Genomic DNA, 18,213 nt, shown 5'->3' on the forward strand with positions numbered 1-18,213 from the left:
GCCAAGCGCCGGGCCCCACAATCCAGGCCGATGAGCACATCAATTCACTGAAGAAGAGACAGTTGCAGACCATGAAGCCCAAAGTATTCTTTGTCGTCGGACCCGCAGGCTCCGGCAAATCGAGCGTGAGCAAATTCATCGCCCGACAGAACCACGCGGCGTACATCGACAAGGACACCGCGACAACCGGTTTCACCGAGCTCCTGCTGGAATTGCGTGGATTCGACAAGAACGAGCGAGACAACAACGAGTACTACCAGACGGTCATCATGCCGCTGGAGTACGAGACGATCCTCAAGCTCTGCCGCGACAACCTGGCCCTAGGGAACTCGGTGGTCCTCGACGCGCCGTTCGGCAAGTACTTTTCGAACGAAGACTTCCTCACCGAAGTGCATGCGAGGTATTACTGGCCAGAGGCCGAGAAGATCGTCGTTCACGTGCACGTGGACGGTGAAGAGATGCGGCAAAGGCTCATCAATCGGGGCTATCACCGCGACGAGTGGAAGTTGCACAACTGGGACGCATTCTGGGCCAAGGCGCAATCCGTGGACTGCGCCTGGAAGTCGGCCCACCACGTGGCGTTCAACAACAACGGCGACGGGATCGACACCACCGAATTCGATCGGGTGATCGAGGGCATCGACGCCGAGATGGCGAGGCTCTAGCGACCAAAGGCGGGGTGTGCCGTGTCGCGCGCGGCCGGGGAGCCGTTCGCGGGAGGATGGGAGCATGGCCAACACTGAGCAACAGCCCTGGGTAAAGAACTACCAACCGGGGGTTCCTGCCGAAATCGACCTTCCGACGGAGTCGCTCGTCGCCATGCTCGAACGGTCCGTCGCCGAGGCAGGCAGCCACCCGGCCCTCGAGTTCTTCGGACGGCGGACGACCTACACCGAGCTCGGTGAGCAGATCGACCGCGCGGCGGAGGGCCTCCGGCACCTCGGCGTCCGCGCCGGAGACCGGGTCGCGCTCCTGCTGCCGAACTGCCCCCAGCACGTCGTCGCGTTCTACGCGGTGCTGCGCCTCGGCGCGGTCGTGGTCGAGCACAACCCGCTCTACACCTCGCGGGAACTCCGCCACCAGTTCGAGGACCACCAGGCCCGCATCGTGATCGCCTGGGACAAGACGGTCGCGGCGATCCGCGCCTTCCCTGCCGACATCGAGATCGACCACATCGTCTCTGTCAACCTGCTGATGGCGTTCCCGACGATCAAGCGCCTGGCCCTGTACCTGCCGGTCAAGAGCCTGCGGGAGTCCCGCGAGGCCCTCACTGGTTCCGCGCCCGGCACGATCGCCTGGAAGGAACTACTCACGCACGGTCGCATCGACCCGGAGCACCCGCATCCGTCGGTCGACGACCTTGCCGCCATCCAGTACACCTCCGGCACCACGGGCCGTCCCAAGGGTGCGATGCTCACCCACTTCAACCTGTATTCGAACGCGCTCCAGGGCGAGGCGTGGATGCACGGAGCCGAGTATCGCAAGGAGATCTTCTACGCGATCCTGCCGATGTTCCACGCCTTCGGCATGACGCTCTACCTGACTTACGGCATCCGCAAGCAGGCGCTGCTCGTGCTGTTCCCGAAGTTCGAGCCCGGGCTGATCCTCGCCGCGATGAAGAAGTCGCCCGCGACCGTCTACTGCGCCGTTCCGCCCATCTACGAGCGCACCGCCCGGGCCGCGCAGGAACAGGGCGTCTCGCTGCGCTCCTGCAAATACTGCATCTCCGGCGCTATGAACCTGCCCGCGCACGTCGTCGAGCTCTGGGAATCGGTCTCCGGCGGCCTTCTTGTCGAGGGCTATGGGATGACCGAATCCTCCCCGGTCGCCCTCGGCAACCCGTTCTACTCCACCCGCCGTCCCGGAACTATCGGGGTGCCGTTCCCCTCGACCCTGATGAAGGTCGTCGATCTCGACGACCCGAGCATCGAAGTAGCCCAGGGGCAGCCGGGGGAGCTGTTACTCAAGGGTCCTCAGGTCTTTCAGGGGTACTGGAACAACCCGGACGAAACCAAGAAGGCGCTCTTGCCGGGCGGCTGGCTGCGCACCGGCGATATCGTCACCGTGGACGCCGACGGCTTCACGACAATCGTCGACCGGGCCAAGGAGCTCGTCATCACCGGCGGGTTCAACGTCTCACCCACCGAGGTGGAGACGGCGCTGCGGCTGCACGCGTCCATAAAGGACGCCGCGGTCTTCGGCAAGCCGCTCGAGCGCGGCGGGGAGATGGTCGTCGCAGCCGTGGAGCTCGAGCCCGGCGCGACGCTCGACCAGGAGGCCCTGCGCGCGCACTGCCGTGAACTGCTCGCCGCATACAAGATCCCGCGCCGCATCGTGCAGATCGACGACATGCCGCGGTCGATGCTCGGCAAGATCCTGCGCAGGCAGGTGCGCGAGCAGGTGCTGCCGCTGCTCTGAGGCGGATCGTACCCGCCACCCGTTTGTTGTTATCACAAACAAATACCCGGGATGCGGTTTAGGATTGTCCACGTGGACCTCACCGAACGACCGACCCCCGATCCCGACCGCTCCGAATTCGACAAGATGGTCGCGGGGGACTGGTACCGCTACCGGTCCGGCCCCGAGCTCGCCGAAATGACGAACAGCACCCAGCGCACCTGCCGTCGGATCACGGCCCTCTACGACGAGGACAGGGAGGCCGCATACGCGCTGCTGACGGGCATGCTCGGCACGGCGGGGGAGAACCTCGACTTCCGGCCGCCGATGTACCTCGACTACGGATCCCGCCTGCACATCGGCAGGGACACCTTCATCAACGGGGACTTCCTCACCCTGGGCGGCGGCGAGATCACGATCGGGAACAACGTGCTGATCGGGCCGAGCGCCCGCCTCTACACGCCGATCCACGCTCTCGACGTCGACGAGCGCCGCGCGGGCTACGAGCGCGTTCTGCCGATCCACATCGGCAACGACGTCTGGCTCGGCGGCAACGTCGTCGTATGCCCCGGGGTCACGATCGGTGACGGCAGCGTGATCGGTGCCGGGTCCGTCGTGACCAAGGACGTGCCGGCCGGGGTCATCGCCGTCGGCAACCCGGCCAGGGTCGTGCGCACGATCGGCGAGCCGGAGCAGGCCACGGGCGAAGGCGAATAGAGCCGCGCCTCGCCGAGTGGCCCGAGTGGCCCGGCAAGCCCGAGACCGCCCGCAGCGGATGCCGCGGCTCAGGTGCCGAGGTAGCGTCCCGGCCGGTGGTTGAGCGCGAGCACGAGGTTGAGCACGATCGCGCCCGCCGCCGAGAGGGCGACGTTCAGCGGTGCGACGACCGTGATCGCGGCGACGACGACGGTCACGTCGAACACCATCTGCACATACCCGGCACGCCAGCCGAGGCGCTCCTGCAGGAGCAGGGCGAGGATGTTGAACCCACCCAGGCTGGCCTTGTGGCGGAACAACACGATCAGCCCCACCCCGATCACGAGGTTGCCGAACAACACGCCGTAGACCGGATTGAGGTGCTCGATCCCGAGGGCGTACGGGTGCAGGGACGAGAACGCGGAGACGAGCGCGACCGCGATGACGGTGCGCAGCGTGAAGTTCCAGCCCTTCTTCCAGAGAGCGAGGGCGAAGAACGGCACGTTGATCGCGAAGAAGAACACACCGAACGGCACGGGAGCCGCGTAGCTCAGCAGGAGCGCGAGTCCCGCCGTGCCGCCGGTCACCGCCGCGCTCGCCTTGAGCAGGAACAGCCCGAACGACGCGAGGAGGGTGCCGGTGAGGATTCCGAGAACGTCCTCGACCGCCGAATGGCGCGGCGCGACATCCGTGTTGAGTGTTCTGGGCTCGACGGCCAGGGGAGATTTCGGCATTATGCAAGTCTGCACGATGGCACGGGTAACGTTTCGCACCCGTGCGTGGTTGTCCACGGTATGACTGTTGCCCTGTCCATTCTTGACCTCGCTCCGATTGCACCCGGGCAGACTGCCAGGGAGAGCTTCGCGGGAAGCGTCCGCCTTGCGCAGACCGCCGAGAAGCACGGCTATACCCGTGTCTGGTACGCCGAACACCACAACATGCCGACGATCGCGTCCTCGGCCACGAGCGTCCTCGTCGGCCATGTCGCGGGCCAGACGTCGACCATCCGGCTCGGCTCCGGCGGCGTGATGCTGCCCAACCACTCTCCGCTCACCATCGCCGAACAGTTCGGCACCCTCGCCGAGCTCTACCCTCGGCGGATCGACCTGGGCCTCGGCCGCGCCCCGGGCAGCGACCAGACCACCGCGCGGGCGATGCGTCGCGACCCCCGCGCCTCCGACCAGTTCCCCCAGGACGTGATGGAGCTCCAGGCCTACCTGCGCGGCGAGTCAATCGTGCCGGGGGTGCAGGCCATCCCCGGTGCCGGCACCAACGTGCCGCTCTACATCCTCGGCTCCTCGCTCTTCGGAGCAGGCCTGGCCGCGGCGCTCGGCCTGCCGTACGCCTTCGCCTCCCACTTCGCGCCGGACGCCCTGCACGAGGCCATCGCCCTGTACCGGCGCGACTTCAGGCCCTCGGCGCAGCTCGCCGAGCCGCACGTGATCGTCGGTGTGAACGTGATCGCCGCAGACGACCGGGCGGATGCCGTCCGACAGTTCGAGGAGACCCGGCGGAACCGGGTGCGCGGCATGCTCACGCGCGGTCCGGCGTCGCCGGAGTACACCGACCAGCAGGTCGACGCCTTCCTCATCACTGCGGAAGGGCGTCAGATCGCGAATATGATGCGCTACTCGGCCGTCGGCGATCCCGCAGACGTGCGGGTCTTCCTCGACGACTTCGTCGCCTCGACCCACGCCGACGAACTGATCATCGCGCACGCCTCGCGGGACATCGAGGCTCGGCTGCGCTCGGTCGAGCTGACCGCCGGAGCCATGAACGGCGTGACCGTCTGACCGATCCCGGCGCCTTGGATTCTTCGCATGGGAGGGTCCTCCTAAAAGGGGACTATCCGATTCCGGCAGGCGGTGGCGTTAATGTCAGCCACGAGTCGAGAGGTTCCATGAGCTGCCCGGGGTCACCGGTAGCCCCGGCCGACCGTCGTGAGAGCCGGAGATCCGATGTCGCACCCCGCAGTCCAAACCACCCGCCGCCGCACGCCAGCTGTCGCCTCCCTGTCGCTTCGCCTGATTTCCCGGGACGACGCGATCAGGACGATTCGCCTCGTCGTCGTGCGGTGCGAGGATGACAGCCTGCAGGAGATCCGGTTCCGCGACCAGGTGATCGGCTTCATCCGCCGGGACGAGCCGTTGTTCCGCGCGCTCAGCGGCACCCAGCTCGACGGGGCGTGTGAACGCGGACACTCCCTGCTCTGGGACAAGGCGGCGGCTCTCCTCGTCGACGCAAGCGGGCTGCTCCCCGCCTGACCGTGCATTCGGCGCGGGCGCGACCGGTCGTGGAGCGCGGGCGTCGCTGGGGAGCGTAGCGTGGAGCAGACCCGATCGATTTTCGATCGTGGGTAGACGCAGGGCATTTCTTGACTTCACCCGCGGATCTTTTCCCGCCCACCACTCCCATTCCGGTGAACGAAGGCCCCCGCCCGTGGCGCCAGACCCTCGACTCCCTGAGCGTTCCGAACTTCCGCCTGTTCACGGCGTCCAACGCGGTGGCCATGACCGGCACCTGGATGCAGCGCATCGCCCAGGACTGGCTCGTGCTGCAACTGACCGGCAGCGTCGCGGCCGTCGGGGTGACCGTCACGATGCAGTTCGCTCCGATGCTCGCCTTCGGCCTCTTCGGCGGCGTGATCGTCGACCGTTATTCGAAGCGGATGCTGCTCATGCTCACCCAGTCAGCGGCCGCCCTGCTCAGCGCTGTCCTCGCGGTGCTCACCCTCACCAACACCGTGCAGGTCTGGCAGGTCTGGGCGATCGCCTTCCTGGTCGGGCTCGTCACCGTGATCGACAACCCCACCCGTCAGGTCTTCGTGAACGAGATCGTCGGCCCGCGCTACCTCCGCAACGCGATCACGGTGAACTCGACGGTCTTCCAGCTCGGCGCGCTGATCGGGCCGGCCATCAGCGGTGCCCTGATCGTCGCGGTCGGGTCCGGCTGGTCCTTCGGCATCAACGCCGCCGCGTGCCTGCTGACCGTCCTCGCCCTGACCAGGCTCGACGCCTCCGCGCTGTACCGCACCCCGACGGCTCCGCGGCAGAAGGGGCAGCTCATCGAGGGCCTGCGCTATGTCGTCTCGAAGCCGACCATCCTCTGGCCGATCGTGATGCTCGCCTTCCTCTCCGTCTTCTCCCTCAACATGCCCGTGCTCCTGGCCGCATACGCCGACCACGTCTACAAGGTGGGCGCAGGCGGCTACGGCCTGTTCAACACCCTGATCGCCGTCGGCGCGGTCGCGGGTGCGCTTGCCTCGACACGTCGGGCCAACATCCGCTTGCGGACGGTCATCGTCAGCGGCGGAGTCTGGGCCCTGATCCAGGCGAGTTCCGGCCTGATGCCCACCGAGATCAGCTTCGGGGCCGCCCTCATCGTCACGGGCATCGCGAACCAGTTCTTCTTCACCGCGGGCAACCCACTCGTGCAGATGTCGTCCAACGTGCGGGTGCGCGGGCGGGTCATGTCGGTCTGGGTGCTCGTGCTGCTCGGCGGCCAGGCAATCGGAGGACCCCTGATGGGCTGGATCGTCGAGTCCTTCGGCCCGGACACCGGGATGCTCGTGTCCGGCCTCGTGCCCGCGCTCGCCGCGGTGGTCATCGCCCTGATCCTCGCGCACCGGAACGAGCTGCACCTGACGGTGCGCCTCCGCCGACGCGGGCGCCCGGGAGAGCACTGGGGCGGCTCGAACCTAAGCTCCTGACCGGCCCCCGTGCCCGTCCCGTTCCTGCCCAGCGCCAGCCCGTGCGACCGGACCCTGGACAGAATCGAATCTCGCGCCCGTTACGGTTGAAGGGGTCCGGGAAGGGAACTACCACTGTGAGCGAAATTGCGGGTGAACTGGCGCGCGTGCGCGAAGCCTTCGACAAACCCACCCTGCGCTTGCTCGATCGCAAGTGGGCGCCGTTTGTCCTCGCCGTCTTCAAGTCGGCGTTCAGCCGTGACCGGCGGAGCGTTCAGGCCGACCGCCTGCACTCGCAGGTCGACGCCTACCTCGCCGACCTCCGGTCCGTCGGGAGCGAGGTGCCGGGCAAGAACGGCCGCGCCCTCTGCGTCCAGTGGATGAATGACCTCTGGCTCTACCGCGAGACCGGGGAGGGCGGTGAGGAGCAGTACTCCCTCACCTCGCACGCCCTCGAGGCACTCCTCCTCGTCGACAGCCTCTCCCAGGACCGCGCCCTGATCAGCGAGTCCCGCCTCACGACCATCGTCGACAGCGTCCGCCACCGCGCCACCCAGGCCACCCCCGACCGGGAAGCGCGGATCCGCCGTCTCGACCAGGAGATCGCCGAGAAGACCGCGGAGCGCGACCGACTCCAGGGCGGCGGCGAGATCGCCACCGCGACCGACGAACAGATGCACGAAGGCTACGCGAACCTCGTCGACCTGATCATGCAGCTGCCGAGCGACTTCAAACGCGTCGAGGAATCCGTCGCGGCCATGCACCGCCAGATCGTGAGCGACTTCCGCGGCGAGGAACGCCCCATCGGCGAGGTCCTCGACGAATACCTCGCCAAGACCGATGCCCTGATGTCGGCGACCGCGGAAGGTCGCGCCTTCGAGGGCGCCTTCACTCTGCTGCGCGACGACGCACTCCTCTCCGACGTCAAGAACGACCTCGAGGCGATCCTCGACCATCCCTTCGCCGCCCGGCTGACCACCGCGGAGCGACGCACCTTCCTCGGCACCGTCGGGCTGATCCGCAAAGGCATCGACGACGTGCTGACCCAGCGGAACGGCCTCACGACCACTCTCCGCGAGCACATTGTGAACCACGACGTCGTCAAGGACCGCGAACTCGAGCGCCTCCTGCGGGAGATCAACAAGGAACTCGCGGTCTGGATGGAGACCGCCGGACCCCGGTCGACGGTCACGGCAGAACTCATGCCCGGCATTCTCGACGTCGAGCACCTCCGCGAACGGTTCTACGATCCGCTGAACCACAGGCCGCCGCCGGACCTCGAGGACGTGTCCGAGTACGCCCCCGAACCGCCGAGCCTCGACGAGATGCGCAGGCAGGGCGGCCCGATGCTCGAACGGATGCGTGACGCCCTCGTGACGTTCCGCGGAACGGGAGACGCGGCATCCGTCGGTGCGGCGTTCAACGGCCTCGAACCGGCGTTGCGGCGCCCGGTCGAGATTCTCGGCATGCTGCAGATCGCGACCCAGGTCGACGCGCTCGGCCGCGCGCACCAGGTCGAGAGCTTCGAGACCGTCCGGCCCGACGGCAGCCGGCGCACCTTCTCGGTTCCCCGCATCATCCTGAACGACGACGAAACGGCGGCCCTGGCCGCCCTGAACTATGGATCCGATCATGACTGACGAGTGGACAGACGACCAGGACGACCAGGACGGCCGCGACGACCTCGACCGCGACGACGACGGCCTGGACGGTGACGCCGGCGCAGGGATCGACGCCGCCATCGACGACGAGCCCGCGAGCTTCTCCCTCTTCGAGGGCGACGAGGGCGGCCTCACCGTGGAACAGCGCCGCACCCTGGTGCTCCTGATGAAGCACCGCTACGTGTCAGCAGCGCTTCAGCCCGCGGAATGGCGCACCCTGCTCGACTCGCAGCGGCTGCTCAAGTCGCGCCTCAACGACATGTTCCTCGACCTGCACATCGACCTGCACTACCAGGTCGCGTTCAAACGGCAGGCCGTCTCGGAGGCGGGAGACCGGTTCCCGACCCTTCTGCACGACGTCGCATACACGCGCGAGGAAACGATCCTGCTCGTGCTGCTGCGCCAGCGGTTCCGCAGCGAACGCGCAAACGGCCAGGACATCGTGCTCGTCGACCGCGACAATCTCGTGGAGAATGTGGCGCACTTCCGCCCCGAGTTCTCGATGGACCGGTACGGCGACGCCCGCAAGGCGAGCGCCGCCGTCGACAGCCTCGCCAAGGCGCGGGTGCTGCTCAAGACGAGCGATCCGGACCGATTCCGCATCTCGGCCGTGATCGAAGTTCTGCTTCCGCTCGAACGGCTCGCCGAACTGCACGAATGGCTCGTCGAGCAGAACGCAGCCGGTGCGCCCGCCGCGGTCGTGCCCGCACCCGGGCTCCCCGACAAGGGTGCGCTTGATCCGGGCGACCGCGACCCCGAACTGGAGGCGATCTCATGAGCGATTCCCCACTCTTCTACATCGACGGATCCACTGAGGGCACGACGCAGTGGCGCGCCGAACTGTTCCAGATGGTCAACTGGGGCGGCTTCCAGGGCCACCACGAGATCACCTTCGCCCCCTCGGCGACCCTGCTCTCCGGGGCATCCGGAACCGGCAAGAGCAGCCTCCTCGACGCCTACCTCGCGCTGATGATGCCCTCGGACACACCGTTCAACGGTGCGTCCAACGACGCGGGGTCCGGCAGGGCACGGAGCCTCGACCAGCGCAACCTGATGACCTACCTCAGGGGCAAGACCGACTCCAACCGTGAGGCCGGCACAGGGGAGATGCAGGACCAGGTCCTCCGCGGCGCGCACGACGCGACCTGGGGCGCGGTCGCGATGACCTTCGTCGACGACAACGGCCGCCGGTTCACGGTGCTGCGCGCCTATTTCGTGCCACGGGGCGCGACCAAATTCGCCGACATCACCATGAAGATGGCCACCCAGGACGGCCTCCTCGACCTGCGTGACCTCGCCGACGTCACCGAGGCGCGCTTCGACAAGCGGGCGCTCCGGACCCGGTTCCCCGAACTGGATGTCTTCGACACCTACGCGGCATTCGCCCAGACCCTCTACACCCGGCTCGGAATCGGCGCCAACGGCGAGGGCGGCAAGGCGCTGCGGCTCCTCGCGCGGATCCAGGCCGGACAGCAGGTCAAGACGGTCGACGGGCTCTACAAGTCGATGGTCCTCGAAGAGCCGGCCACCTATGCGGCGGCAGACAAGGCCGTCGATCATTTCGAGGACCTCGAGAGGTCCTACGGGGCCATGCTGACCGAGGCCCAGAAGGCGAAGGTCCTCGAACGAATTCCCGACCTGCACCGGGAGTACGAGACAGCTGCGGAGAAGGCCGACCTGATCGACACCTTCGGGGTCCATCGCACCGGCGACACCCCGTTCGTGCTCTGGCAGCTCCTCACCGAGCAGGGACTGCTCGAGGGTGCCGCAGACACCAATCGCATCGGCCGCCGGGACAACCAGGTCGAGCTCACCCGGGCCAGGAACGCCGAGACCGAGCTCAAGTCCCGCGTCGCCGAGGTGCAGCACCAGCAGCGTGACAACGGCGGCGACGTCCTCGTCAGCCTGCAGAACGAGATCGGCCAGCTCCGGGACCAGCGCGACGACGTAGCGGCTGAGCGTGCGAAGTTCGACGACCGCACCGCCGTCCTCGCCCCGGCGATCGTCTCGCCGGCCGAATTCACCCTCGCGCAGAACGACGCGGAACGCTTCCTCGCCGGGTTTTCCGGGGCCGAGCGTGACCTCGAGGCCGAGCGCACGACCCTGCAACGGAACGCCTTCCCCGTCGAGGAACAGCTCAGGACCCTGGGCCAGGAGCACGACTTCCTCGCGGGCCGCGAGAACCTGATTCCCCAGCACCTGCACAATGCCCGGGTGATGATCGCGGAGGCCGCGGGGATCCCCGCGGACGAGTTGCCCTTCGTCGCCGAACTCGTCGACCTCGCCGCCGGCGAGGAATCCTGGCGCCAGGCCGCCGAAGTCACCCTGTCGTCCGTCGTGCGCGTCATGCTCGTCGACGAGACGCGGTTGCGCGCCCTCAGCGCGGCCATCGAACCGATTCAGATCCCGGTGCGCATCCACTTCGAGGGCGTCGCACTCCGGGCGCACCGACCTCGTACCGGCGACCCCCGCTACGTGTCCGGCAAGCTCGTCTATCAGGATTCACCCTTCAGCGGCTGGGTCCAGGACCGGGTCAGCGCACCGAGCCTCGACGCGCTCTGCGTGGCCGAGGCCACCGACCTGGCCGGCGACGGCCCGCGGGTCACCCCGAGCGGCCAGACCCGAAACGGCAAGCGCGGGGCACACGGCTGGAACAAGGGCCAGGCGCCGATCGTCGGCTTCTCGAACGCCGGTCGACTCGCCGAGATCGTGGCCGAACGCGCCGAACTGGCCGGCGCGGCCGAGGCACTCTCCCGTGACGCCGCCGAAGTGGGGAACCGCATCGCCGACCTCCGCAGCAGGCGAAGCGCCCACCAGTACGTCGTGGACACCACCTGGCTGTCGATCGATGTGGCCGGCGCCGAGGCCAGGATCGCCGAGAAGGAAGCCGAATCGGAGCGCGTCCTCGCGGGCAGCGACATCCTCCGCGCCCTCAAAGCCGAGGAAGGACGCTTCTCCTCCGAACTCGAGGCCGCCCAGAAGCTCAAACACGCGGCCGATGGGACCGCCGAGCGTCTTGCCGCCGAACAGGCGCGGATCGTCGACCGTCAGGACGCCGTCTCCGGCATGCTCGACCGGATCGAACGTGACCAGGCGGCCACCCTCTCCGAGGAGCACTTCGCGCACCTGACCGACCAGTTCGCCCTCGTCGGAGACCAGGGCGACCTCGCCGCACTCGAGGGCGGCGTCCGACGGCTGCGCGAGCGCCTCACCGAGCAGTCCGCGCACGACAGGGAGAACGCCACGAGCGCCCGGGATTCACTGGTCCGCATCTTCGAGACGTTCCAGGGCAGGTGGCCAGACCCGAACATCGGCACCTCGCTCGAGTCGTACACGAGCTACCGGGACATCCTCGACGCCGTCTACACGCTCGGCCTGCACGAGCGGCGCCAGGAATGGAAGCGACGGCTGTCGGCGTGGAGCGGACAAGACCTCGTGCCTCTCACCGCGGCGTTCAACACTGCCATCGAGGAGATCGAGGACCGGCTCAGACCGATCAACGAGATCCTTGCAACCCTGCCGTTCGGGGCCGGCCGCGATCGACTGAAGATCGCACTGCGCCGCCTGCACCGCGACGACGCCACCGCGTTCCGCAAGGAGCTCAAGGTCCTCGCGTCCGGAGCGACCGAGGACTTCACCGACGAGGAAACCGAGGCCCGGTTCACCCGTCTCCACAATTTCATGGCCCAGATTCGCCGGCCGGAACCAGGGACGCGCACGGAGTCGCAGCGGGACCTGCTCCTCGACGTGCGCAAGCACGTGGAGATCACCGCGGTACGGTCGACGCCCGACGGCGTCGAGGTGAGCACATACTCCTCGCTCGGCGGCAAGAGCGGTGGAGAGTCCCAGGAACTCGTGGCGTTCGTCGTCGGGGCCGCGCTGCGCTTCCAGCTCGGCGACGAGAGCCGCACCCGCCCGCGGTTCGCACCGGTCTTCCTCGACGAGGGTTTCGTGAAATCGGACTCCGAGTTCGCCGGCCGTGCTGTGGCCGCGTGGAAGGGACTCGGCTTCCAGCTCATCGTGGGGTCGCCGCTCGACAAGGTCACCGCCCTCGAACCGCACATGGAACTCGTGCTCTCGATGACCAAGAACACCAGCACCGGCTACTCGTACATCACCCCGCTGTCGTCCCCAAATCCGGTCCCGGTAAGCTCGAACCATGGATGAAGAACAGACTGTACCGACCACCTATGTGCTGCCGAACAAGGAATTCCTCGAGATCGCCGATGGCGACACTCTTCCGGAAATCGGCGACGGGATCTACACCGGTGGCGTGGCCTACCGCGTCACCGACCTGTGGTTCATCGACGACGACGACGCGCCGTTGCCCTACGGCTTCAACGTGTTCCTCACGGAAGCACCCAAGAACGGCAACACTCTCCGCGAGTTCGACCCGATCTTCTTCGCGTAGGCCGTCTGCCGCCGCGCCGGCTCAGGCCCGCGCGGCGAGCTCGGCCTCGAGTCGTTCGACGTCCTCGCGGTGGCACAGTTCGGTTGCGGGTGTCGAGGCCGTTGCACTCCCGGCGGCGACTCCCGCACGGAAGGCCTCCTCGACGGTTCTGCCCTGGGCGAGGCGCAGCACGAAGGCGCCGAGAAAGCTGTCGCCGGCCCCGACGGTGCTGATCACGGTCACCTTCGGAACCTCAGAGCGGATGACCCCGGTCTTCGATGCAAGCAGGGCGCCCTCTCCGCCGAGGGTGAGCGCCACGTACTCTGCTGCGCCGCTGGCGACGAGCGCCGACGCGGCCTCCGCCTGGCTCTCCGGAGTCTCGAGCTTCACGCCGGCGTGAGCCTCGAGTTCGCGGAGGCTGGGCTTGACCAGGAAGACCCCTTCCGCGAGCGCTCCGCTGAGGGCCGGACCGGAGGCATCCACGATGCACCGCGCTCCATTGGTTCTGGCCAGGCGGGCGACCCGTGCGTAGAAGTCGTCGGGGACTCCCGGGGGCAGGCTGCCGCTCGCGATGACATATCCGCCGCGGGGCATCGACGCGGCGAGGGTGTCGAGGCACGTGGTCCACTCGGCCTCGGACAACTCGGGTCCCTGGAGCACGAAGCGGAACTGCTTGCCGGTATCGGTTTCGTCGACGGTGAAGCTCTGGCGCGTGCTTTCCTTGATCGGCACCAGAACGGTGGGGAGTCCTTCCGCTGCGATGAGCTGGCGATAGGCCTCTCCCGTTGGCCCGCCTGCCGCATACAGGGACAGAGCGGTGCCGCCGAGGCGACGGATGACCCTGGCCACGTTCACGCCGCCGCCCCCCGGGTCGATGCGCGTGCTCCCGCACCGGAGCTTGTGCTCCCCGGTCACATGGGCCGTCGAGGTGCTGACGTCGAGGGCGGGATTAATGGTGAGGGTCAAAATCGGTGGTGCATTCACGAGGCTCGAGGCGTCCATCTGCCCAGTCTAGAAGCCGCTACCGGAAGCGCTGGAGGCTCACGCCCTTCGCAGCGCGCTACCTGAGCGCCTTGGCCTTGAGCGCCTCGAACTCCGTGGCCGTGATCGAGCCGCTGTCGAAGAGTTCTTTCGCCTTCGCGATTTCCGCGGAGGGGCTGGCGGACGAGGCGACGGACCTCACGTAGTCATCCGTATATGCCTGCGCCTGCTGCACGCGTTCCGCCTGTCGTCTTGCCATGTCCGGGCCGCGGGCGATCAGGTAGACCAGGGCCGTCAGGAAGGGAACGAAAACGAGGAAGATCAGCCAGACGGCCTTGGCCAAACCGGTGAGCTTGTGATCCCGGAAAATGTCGCCGACGATCGAGAACAACACCATGAGATACGCGATGAACGCGAAACTCCAAAAGAAGAACCACACGACGTCCCAGAAATTCGCAAACATGAACTGCTCCTTGCCTCAGGTGCTCTTCTGTGTCCTTGCGATGCCAGGGGTTCTTGCGGTTCCAGGCCGGGTGGAACAGGCAGGGCGAACCGAGCACGAGATCCGCTCCAGTGCCGGGCTATCTCGCCGGCAGCCCGACCATAGCGCGACCAGAGTCCGCCGGAAAGGTCTCCTTTCGCGGGCACCTTGATGCCCGCATCGGACCGGATTAGTGTCCCCAGTGTCCTGATGGAGCGTCTCGACGACGAGGTCGTGACGACGAGCGAGGAGAGACCGTGCCGACTCTCCGACGACGATGTTGACGAGCTGTCGACGGACCTCGAGAACAACAGCTCGGCGGCCATCCTGGTCTTCGAACACACCTGGTTCAGGCCGCTGCGCGATGCGATCCTGGACTCCGGAGGAGTCCTTCTCGAAGACGTGCACGTACCCGAATCCGTCGTGGACGAGGTGCTGATGGCGCTGGAAGAACCCGGGGCCGACACCGACTGACCCCAACAGGCCACGCAACACATTTCGGAACACGACGAAAGGAACACCATGATGCGTCGAGGTGGGCGACCCGGGCTGATGGGGACGATGGCACGCACCGCGGTCATCGCAGGCACGGCGACCGCAGTTTCCGGCGGAGTGAGCCGTCGGCAACAGGCCAGGGCCCAATCCGCAGCCGACCAGCAGGCTGTCCAGCAACAACCGCAACAGCCGCAGTACGCTCCACCACCGCAGGAGTATGCGCAGGCGCCGCAACCGGCAGTCGCCGCCGACGACAGCCTGTCCGCCCAGATCGAACGGCTCGCGACCCTCAAGACGGCCGGCGTGATCACCGACGCGGAGTTCTCGGCGGCGAAGGCAAAACTCCTCGGCATCTGACAATTGTTACCGCAGGTTTCACGCATGACTTTGTGTGACCTGCCTGCGGCCTGGCGGAACAGTGCCGTGCATATCGTGGGTGTCCGCGCAGACGACCGTGTCTCGCGCAGAGAAAAGGACACTCCCGATGACATCGTCGCTGTACCTGGGAATCGCACTCGACGGCGCCGGCTGGCACCCGTCGGCCTGGCGCGAGCCGGACGCCCGCCCCGCAGACCTGTTCCACCTCGACTACTGGGTCGCCCTCGTGCGTGCCGCCGAGGCTGCCGGCATCGACCTGGTCACGATCGAGGATTCCTTCGGCCTCCAGAGCTCGGGCTTCGGCGGAATCGACCCCCGCCGCGACGAGGTGCGCGGTCGACTCGACGCGCTTCTGCTCGCGACATCGATTGCGCCGCACACGAGCACGATCGGCCTCGTGCCGACGATCACCACGACGCACACGGAACCGTTCCACGTGGCAACGGGGGTGCAGACCCTCGACTACGTGAGCGAAGGCCGGGCCGGCTGGCGCGTGCAGGTCTCCGGGCGTGCCCATGAGGCCGCGCACGTCGGACGCCGCACGCTGCCCGCCCTCGACCCAGCCCTCGTCGTCCTGGGCGCAGACCCGGCCCAGACCGCCCTGATCGAGGACCTCTTCGGCGAGGCGCGCGACACCGTCGAGGTCGCCCGGCGGCTCTGGGACAGCTGGGAGGACGACGCCGTGATCCGCGATGTGGAGACGGGCCGGTTCGTCGACCGCGACAAGCTGCACTACATCGACTTCGAGGGCGACCGGTTCACCGTCAAGGGGCCCTCGATCACCCCGCGCCCGCCGCAGGGCCAGCCGCTCGTCTACGCGCTCGCCCACCAGAAGGTCCCGTACGAACTCGCCGTGGCCGGCGCCGACATCGTCGGCGTTACCCCGCACGACGACGCGCACCTCGAGGCCATCCTTGGGCAGCTCGAGACGGCGGCCCACGACGTGTCGCGCGGGGCAGACGAACCCCTGCGGGTCTGGACCGAGATCTCGGTCCTGATCGCGGAGACGGCGGATGCGGCCCAGGCGACCCTTGCCCGGCTCAACGCCACCCACGGGGAACCCTGGACCTCCGACACGCTCATCCTCGCCGACACCGCCGAAGCCGTCGCCACCCAGCTCCTGCACTGGCACAAGCTCGGCATCGACGGCGTTCGGCTGCGCCCGGCACGGCTTCCGGAAGACCTCTCGGCGATCACCGAGAGCGTCGTTCCGCTACTGCGTTCCGCGGGTGTCCTCGACCGGCCCGACGGGGTGGCCACGCTCCGCGCCCGGCTCGGATTCGGTCGCCCGGAGAGCCGCTACGCGACCCCTGCCGACGCCGACGCTCGCGGCACCGCTACGGCAGACACCGAAGGCGACCCCGCCGCAGACTCCACCTTCGAACTCGACCTGACCGGAAGCATCCGCTGATGACCACGACCGCCAGCACGACCGTCCACCCGATCGCCCAGGATCCCGCCGGGCGTCCGATTCGGCAGGTGCACCTCGCCGCGCACTTCCCCGGGGTGAACAACACCTCGGTCTGGAGCGACGGCAAGGCCGAGAGCCAGATCGCGTTCTCCTCCTTCCGGCACTTCGCGCAGAATGCCGAGCGCGGCAAGTTCGACTTCCTCTTCCTCGCCGAGGGGCTCAGGCTGCGGGAACAGAAGGGGCTCATCCATGACCTCGACGTCGTGGGTCGACCCAACACCCTCGCGATCCTGGCCGGGATCGCCGCCGTGACCGAACACATCGGCCTCGTCGGCACCCTCAGCTCGACCTTCAACGAACCGTACGAACTCGCCAGGCAGCTCGCGAGTCTCGACCTGCTGAGCGGGGGGCGGGCCGGCTGGAACATCGTCACGACCTCCGACGCCTTCCACGGCGAGAACTTCCGTCGCGGCGGCTTCCTCGACCCGAAGGACCGCTACGTGCGCGCCGAGGAGTTCGTCGCCGTCGCGCGCGCACTGTGGGATGGCTGGGCGCCCGGGGCCCTCGCCGCGAACAAGGACACGGGGGAGTTCCTCTCCGCCGATGCGCTCACGGCGGTCGACCACCACGGCCAGCAGTTCGACGTGAAGGGCTTCGGTACCCTCCCGCGCAGCCCACAGGGCCACCCGGTGATCGTGCAGGCCGGAGACTCTGCCGACGGCCGTGATTTCGCGTCGGCGAACGCGGAAGTGATCTTCTCCCTGCACTCCGAATTCGAGGACGGCCAGCGGTTCTTCCGCGATGTGAAGGGCCGCCTTCCGGCCGTCGGCCGCCACCCCGACTCCCTCAAGATTCTGCCGGCGGCGACCTTCATCCTCGGCGACACCGCGGCCGAAGCGCGGGAACGCTCCCGCGAAGTAGCGCTCCTGCAGGTGAGCCCGCAGACCGCGATCTCGTTCCTCGAGCAGCTCTGGGGCACCGACCTGGGCGGCTACGACCCGGATGGCCCACTGCCGGAGACCGACCCCGTCCTCGCCGACGAGGGCGTCACCCGCGGCCGGGTGCGCCATGTCGCGGACCCGGTTGCGGTCGCGAAGTCCTGGCGCGGCCTTGCTGAGGCCGAAGGGCTGAGCATCCGCGACCTGGTCATCCGCTTCGCCGCGAAGCACACCTTCGTCGGCACGCCGGTGCACGTCGCCGAGCAGATCAACCGGCACGTTCAGGAGGAAGCTTCAGACGGCTTCGTCATCGTCGGCCACACGAATCCGACGGGCCTCGACGAGTTCGTCGACCGGGTCATCCCGGAGCTTCAGGAGCGCGGCGTCTACCGCACCGAGTATGAAGCCGGCGCGACCCTGCGCGAGACGCTGGGCCTCACTCAGTAGCCCCAGGAGATTCGGGCAGCGGTGGTTGCAAATTCAGGAGATTGTTTGGGCCGGGCGGGATCGGCAGCACTGGTCCGCGGGCCGGTGCTGCTCGCCCGGGCGGATCTCCTGAGTTAGCCACCACGGGGTCGGAGCACTCGTTCTCAGGTATGAAAGTTGGGCTGAAAGGCCCAAAATTATGTGAGTAAGTCTCGCATTCGTGTTCGATTCGGGGTAGAATCGGGGTATGGCAGGAGCTTCCGATCCCCAG

The 18,213-nt window shown here is 67.6% G+C and carries 17 protein-coding genes; 14 read left to right on the forward strand and 3 right to left on the reverse strand.

Going from position 1 to position 18,213, the window contains the following annotated elements; genetic code table 11:
• The 3 genes from QN357_RS10410 to QN357_RS10420 all read left to right on the forward strand — a co-directional run.
• Positions 1-665, forward strand: a 665-nt coding sequence (locus QN357_RS10410) for an ATP-binding protein (protein WP_323504868.1), incomplete at its 5' end; no start/stop codon positions are given.
• A 64-nt stretch (positions 666-729) separates the two neighbouring features.
• Entirely contained in the window at positions 730-2,418 is a 1,689-nt protein-coding gene (locus QN357_RS10415) for a long-chain-fatty-acid--CoA ligase (RefSeq protein ID WP_322136067.1), read from the forward strand.
• Between the two features lie 72 nt (positions 2,419-2,490).
• Positions 2,491-3,114, forward strand: coding sequence for a sugar O-acetyltransferase (locus tag QN357_RS10420; RefSeq protein ID WP_322136066.1), 624 nt, complete (start codon positions 2,491-2,493; stop codon positions 3,112-3,114).
• 68 nt (positions 3,115-3,182) lie between these two features.
• Here QN357_RS10420 and QN357_RS10425 read toward each other — a convergent pair whose 3' ends face one another.
• Positions 3,183-3,827 carry a YitT family protein gene (locus tag QN357_RS10425; protein WP_134450252.1) on the reverse strand — a complete coding sequence of 215 codons (645 nt, stop codon included), beginning with the start codon at positions 3,825-3,827 and terminating at the stop codon, positions 3,183-3,185.
• Between the two features lie 60 nt (positions 3,828-3,887).
• Here QN357_RS10425 and QN357_RS10430 point away from each other — a divergent pair, with 60 nt between their 5' ends.
• From QN357_RS10430 to QN357_RS10460, 7 genes are all read left to right on the forward strand, one after another.
• Positions 3,888-4,886, forward strand: coding sequence for an LLM class flavin-dependent oxidoreductase (locus QN357_RS10430; RefSeq protein ID WP_322140753.1), 999 nt, complete (start codon positions 3,888-3,890; stop codon positions 4,884-4,886).
• Between the two features lie 165 nt (positions 4,887-5,051).
• Positions 5,052-5,357 (forward strand): hypothetical protein, encoded by a 306-nt coding sequence (locus QN357_RS10435; RefSeq protein ID WP_134450254.1) that lies wholly within the window; start codon positions 5,052-5,054, stop codon positions 5,355-5,357.
• Positions 5,358-5,506: 149 nt separating this feature from the next.
• Entirely contained in the window at positions 5,507-6,802 is a 1,296-nt protein-coding gene (locus tag QN357_RS10440; protein WP_370294748.1) for an MFS transporter, read from the forward strand.
• Between the two features lie 116 nt (positions 6,803-6,918).
• Complete coding sequence (locus QN357_RS10445) at positions 6,919-8,421, forward strand: DUF3375 domain-containing protein (protein ID WP_166787438.1); 1,503 nt, start codon at positions 6,919-6,921, stop codon at positions 8,419-8,421.
• On the forward strand, positions 8,414-9,220 hold the full coding sequence (locus QN357_RS10450) for a DUF4194 domain-containing protein (RefSeq protein WP_134558507.1): 807 nt from the start codon (positions 8,414-8,416) through the stop codon (positions 9,218-9,220). Before QN357_RS10445 ends, QN357_RS10450 begins: the two co-directional genes overlap by 8 nt.
• Positions 9,217-12,609 carry an ATP-binding protein gene (locus QN357_RS10455; RefSeq protein ID WP_322136064.1) on the forward strand — a complete coding sequence of 1,131 codons (3,393 nt, stop codon included), beginning with the start codon at positions 9,217-9,219 and terminating at the stop codon, positions 12,607-12,609. The genes QN357_RS10450 and QN357_RS10455 overlap by 4 nt, the downstream gene beginning before the upstream one ends.
• Entirely contained in the window at positions 12,602-12,853 is a 252-nt protein-coding gene (locus QN357_RS10460) for a hypothetical protein (RefSeq protein WP_134450258.1), read from the forward strand. The genes QN357_RS10455 and QN357_RS10460 overlap by 8 nt, the downstream gene beginning before the upstream one ends.
• A 21-nt stretch (positions 12,854-12,874) precedes the next feature.
• Here the strand turns inward: QN357_RS10460 and QN357_RS10465 are convergent, their stop codons facing one another.
• Both QN357_RS10465 and QN357_RS10470 read right to left on the reverse strand, forming a co-directional pair.
• On the reverse strand, positions 12,875-13,834 hold the full coding sequence (locus QN357_RS10465) for a 1-phosphofructokinase family hexose kinase (protein ID WP_134450259.1): 960 nt from the start codon (positions 13,832-13,834) through the stop codon (positions 12,875-12,877).
• A gap of 58 nt (positions 13,835-13,892) precedes the next feature.
• Entirely contained in the window at positions 13,893-14,276 is a 384-nt protein-coding gene (locus QN357_RS10470) for an SHOCT domain-containing protein (RefSeq protein ID WP_134450260.1), read from the reverse strand.
• Between the two features lie 228 nt (positions 14,277-14,504).
• Between QN357_RS10470 and QN357_RS10475 the strand changes: the two genes are divergently transcribed.
• From QN357_RS10475 to QN357_RS10490, 4 genes are all read left to right on the forward strand, one after another.
• Positions 14,505-14,768: a hypothetical protein gene (locus QN357_RS10475; RefSeq protein ID WP_134450261.1), complete on the forward strand. Its 264-nt coding sequence runs from the start codon at positions 14,505-14,507 to the stop codon at positions 14,766-14,768.
• A gap of 48 nt (positions 14,769-14,816) precedes the next feature.
• On the forward strand, positions 14,817-15,146 hold the full coding sequence (locus QN357_RS10480; protein WP_134561317.1) for an SHOCT domain-containing protein: 330 nt from the start codon (positions 14,817-14,819) through the stop codon (positions 15,144-15,146).
• Between the two features lie 127 nt (positions 15,147-15,273).
• A complete protein-coding gene (locus QN357_RS10485) occupies positions 15,274-16,578 on the forward strand; it encodes an LLM class flavin-dependent oxidoreductase (protein WP_134561316.1) in 1,305 nt (434 codons plus the stop codon).
• Complete coding sequence (locus tag QN357_RS10490; RefSeq protein WP_322140754.1) at positions 16,578-17,963, forward strand: NtaA/DmoA family FMN-dependent monooxygenase; 1,386 nt, start codon at positions 16,578-16,580, stop codon at positions 17,961-17,963. The genes QN357_RS10485 and QN357_RS10490 overlap by 1 nt, the downstream gene beginning before the upstream one ends.
• Positions 17,964-18,213 lie beyond the last annotated feature (250 nt).

The sequence above is a fragment of the Cryobacterium sp. RTC2.1 genome, assembly GCF_035018685.1.
Classification (GTDB): domain Bacteria; phylum Actinomycetota; class Actinomycetes; order Actinomycetales; family Microbacteriaceae; genus Cryobacterium; species Cryobacterium glucosi.

Coding starts and splice junctions, on each gene's coding strand:
- QN357_RS10435 (WP_134450254.1), top strand. CDS start 5,052: ATGTCGCACCCCGCAGTCCAAACCACCCGCCGCCGCACGCCAGCTGTC.
- QN357_RS10455 (WP_322136064.1), top strand. CDS start 9,217: ATGAGCGATTCCCCACTCTTCTACATCGACGGATCCACTGAGGGCACG.
- QN357_RS10470 (WP_134450260.1), bottom strand. CDS start 14,276: ATGTTTGCGAATTTCTGGGACGTCGTGTGGTTCTTCTTTTGGAGTTTC.
- QN357_RS10465 (WP_134450259.1), bottom strand. CDS start 13,834: ATGGACGCCTCGAGCCTCGTGAATGCACCACCGATTTTGACCCTCACC.
- QN357_RS10475 (WP_134450261.1), top strand. CDS start 14,505: ATGGAGCGTCTCGACGACGAGGTCGTGACGACGAGCGAGGAGAGACCG.
- QN357_RS10485 (WP_134561316.1), top strand. CDS start 15,274: ATGACATCGTCGCTGTACCTGGGAATCGCACTCGACGGCGCCGGCTGG.
- QN357_RS10450 (WP_134558507.1), top strand. CDS start 8,414: ATGACTGACGAGTGGACAGACGACCAGGACGACCAGGACGGCCGCGAC.
- QN357_RS10460 (WP_134450258.1), top strand. CDS start 12,602: ATGGATGAAGAACAGACTGTACCGACCACCTATGTGCTGCCGAACAAG.
- QN357_RS10415 (WP_322136067.1), top strand. CDS start 730: ATGGCCAACACTGAGCAACAGCCCTGGGTAAAGAACTACCAACCGGGG.
- QN357_RS10430 (WP_322140753.1), top strand. CDS start 3,888: ATGACTGTTGCCCTGTCCATTCTTGACCTCGCTCCGATTGCACCCGGG.
- QN357_RS10425 (WP_134450252.1), bottom strand. CDS start 3,827: ATGCCGAAATCTCCCCTGGCCGTCGAGCCCAGAACACTCAACACGGAT.
- QN357_RS10480 (WP_134561317.1), top strand. CDS start 14,817: ATGATGCGTCGAGGTGGGCGACCCGGGCTGATGGGGACGATGGCACGC.
- QN357_RS10490 (WP_322140754.1), top strand. CDS start 16,578: ATGACCACGACCGCCAGCACGACCGTCCACCCGATCGCCCAGGATCCC.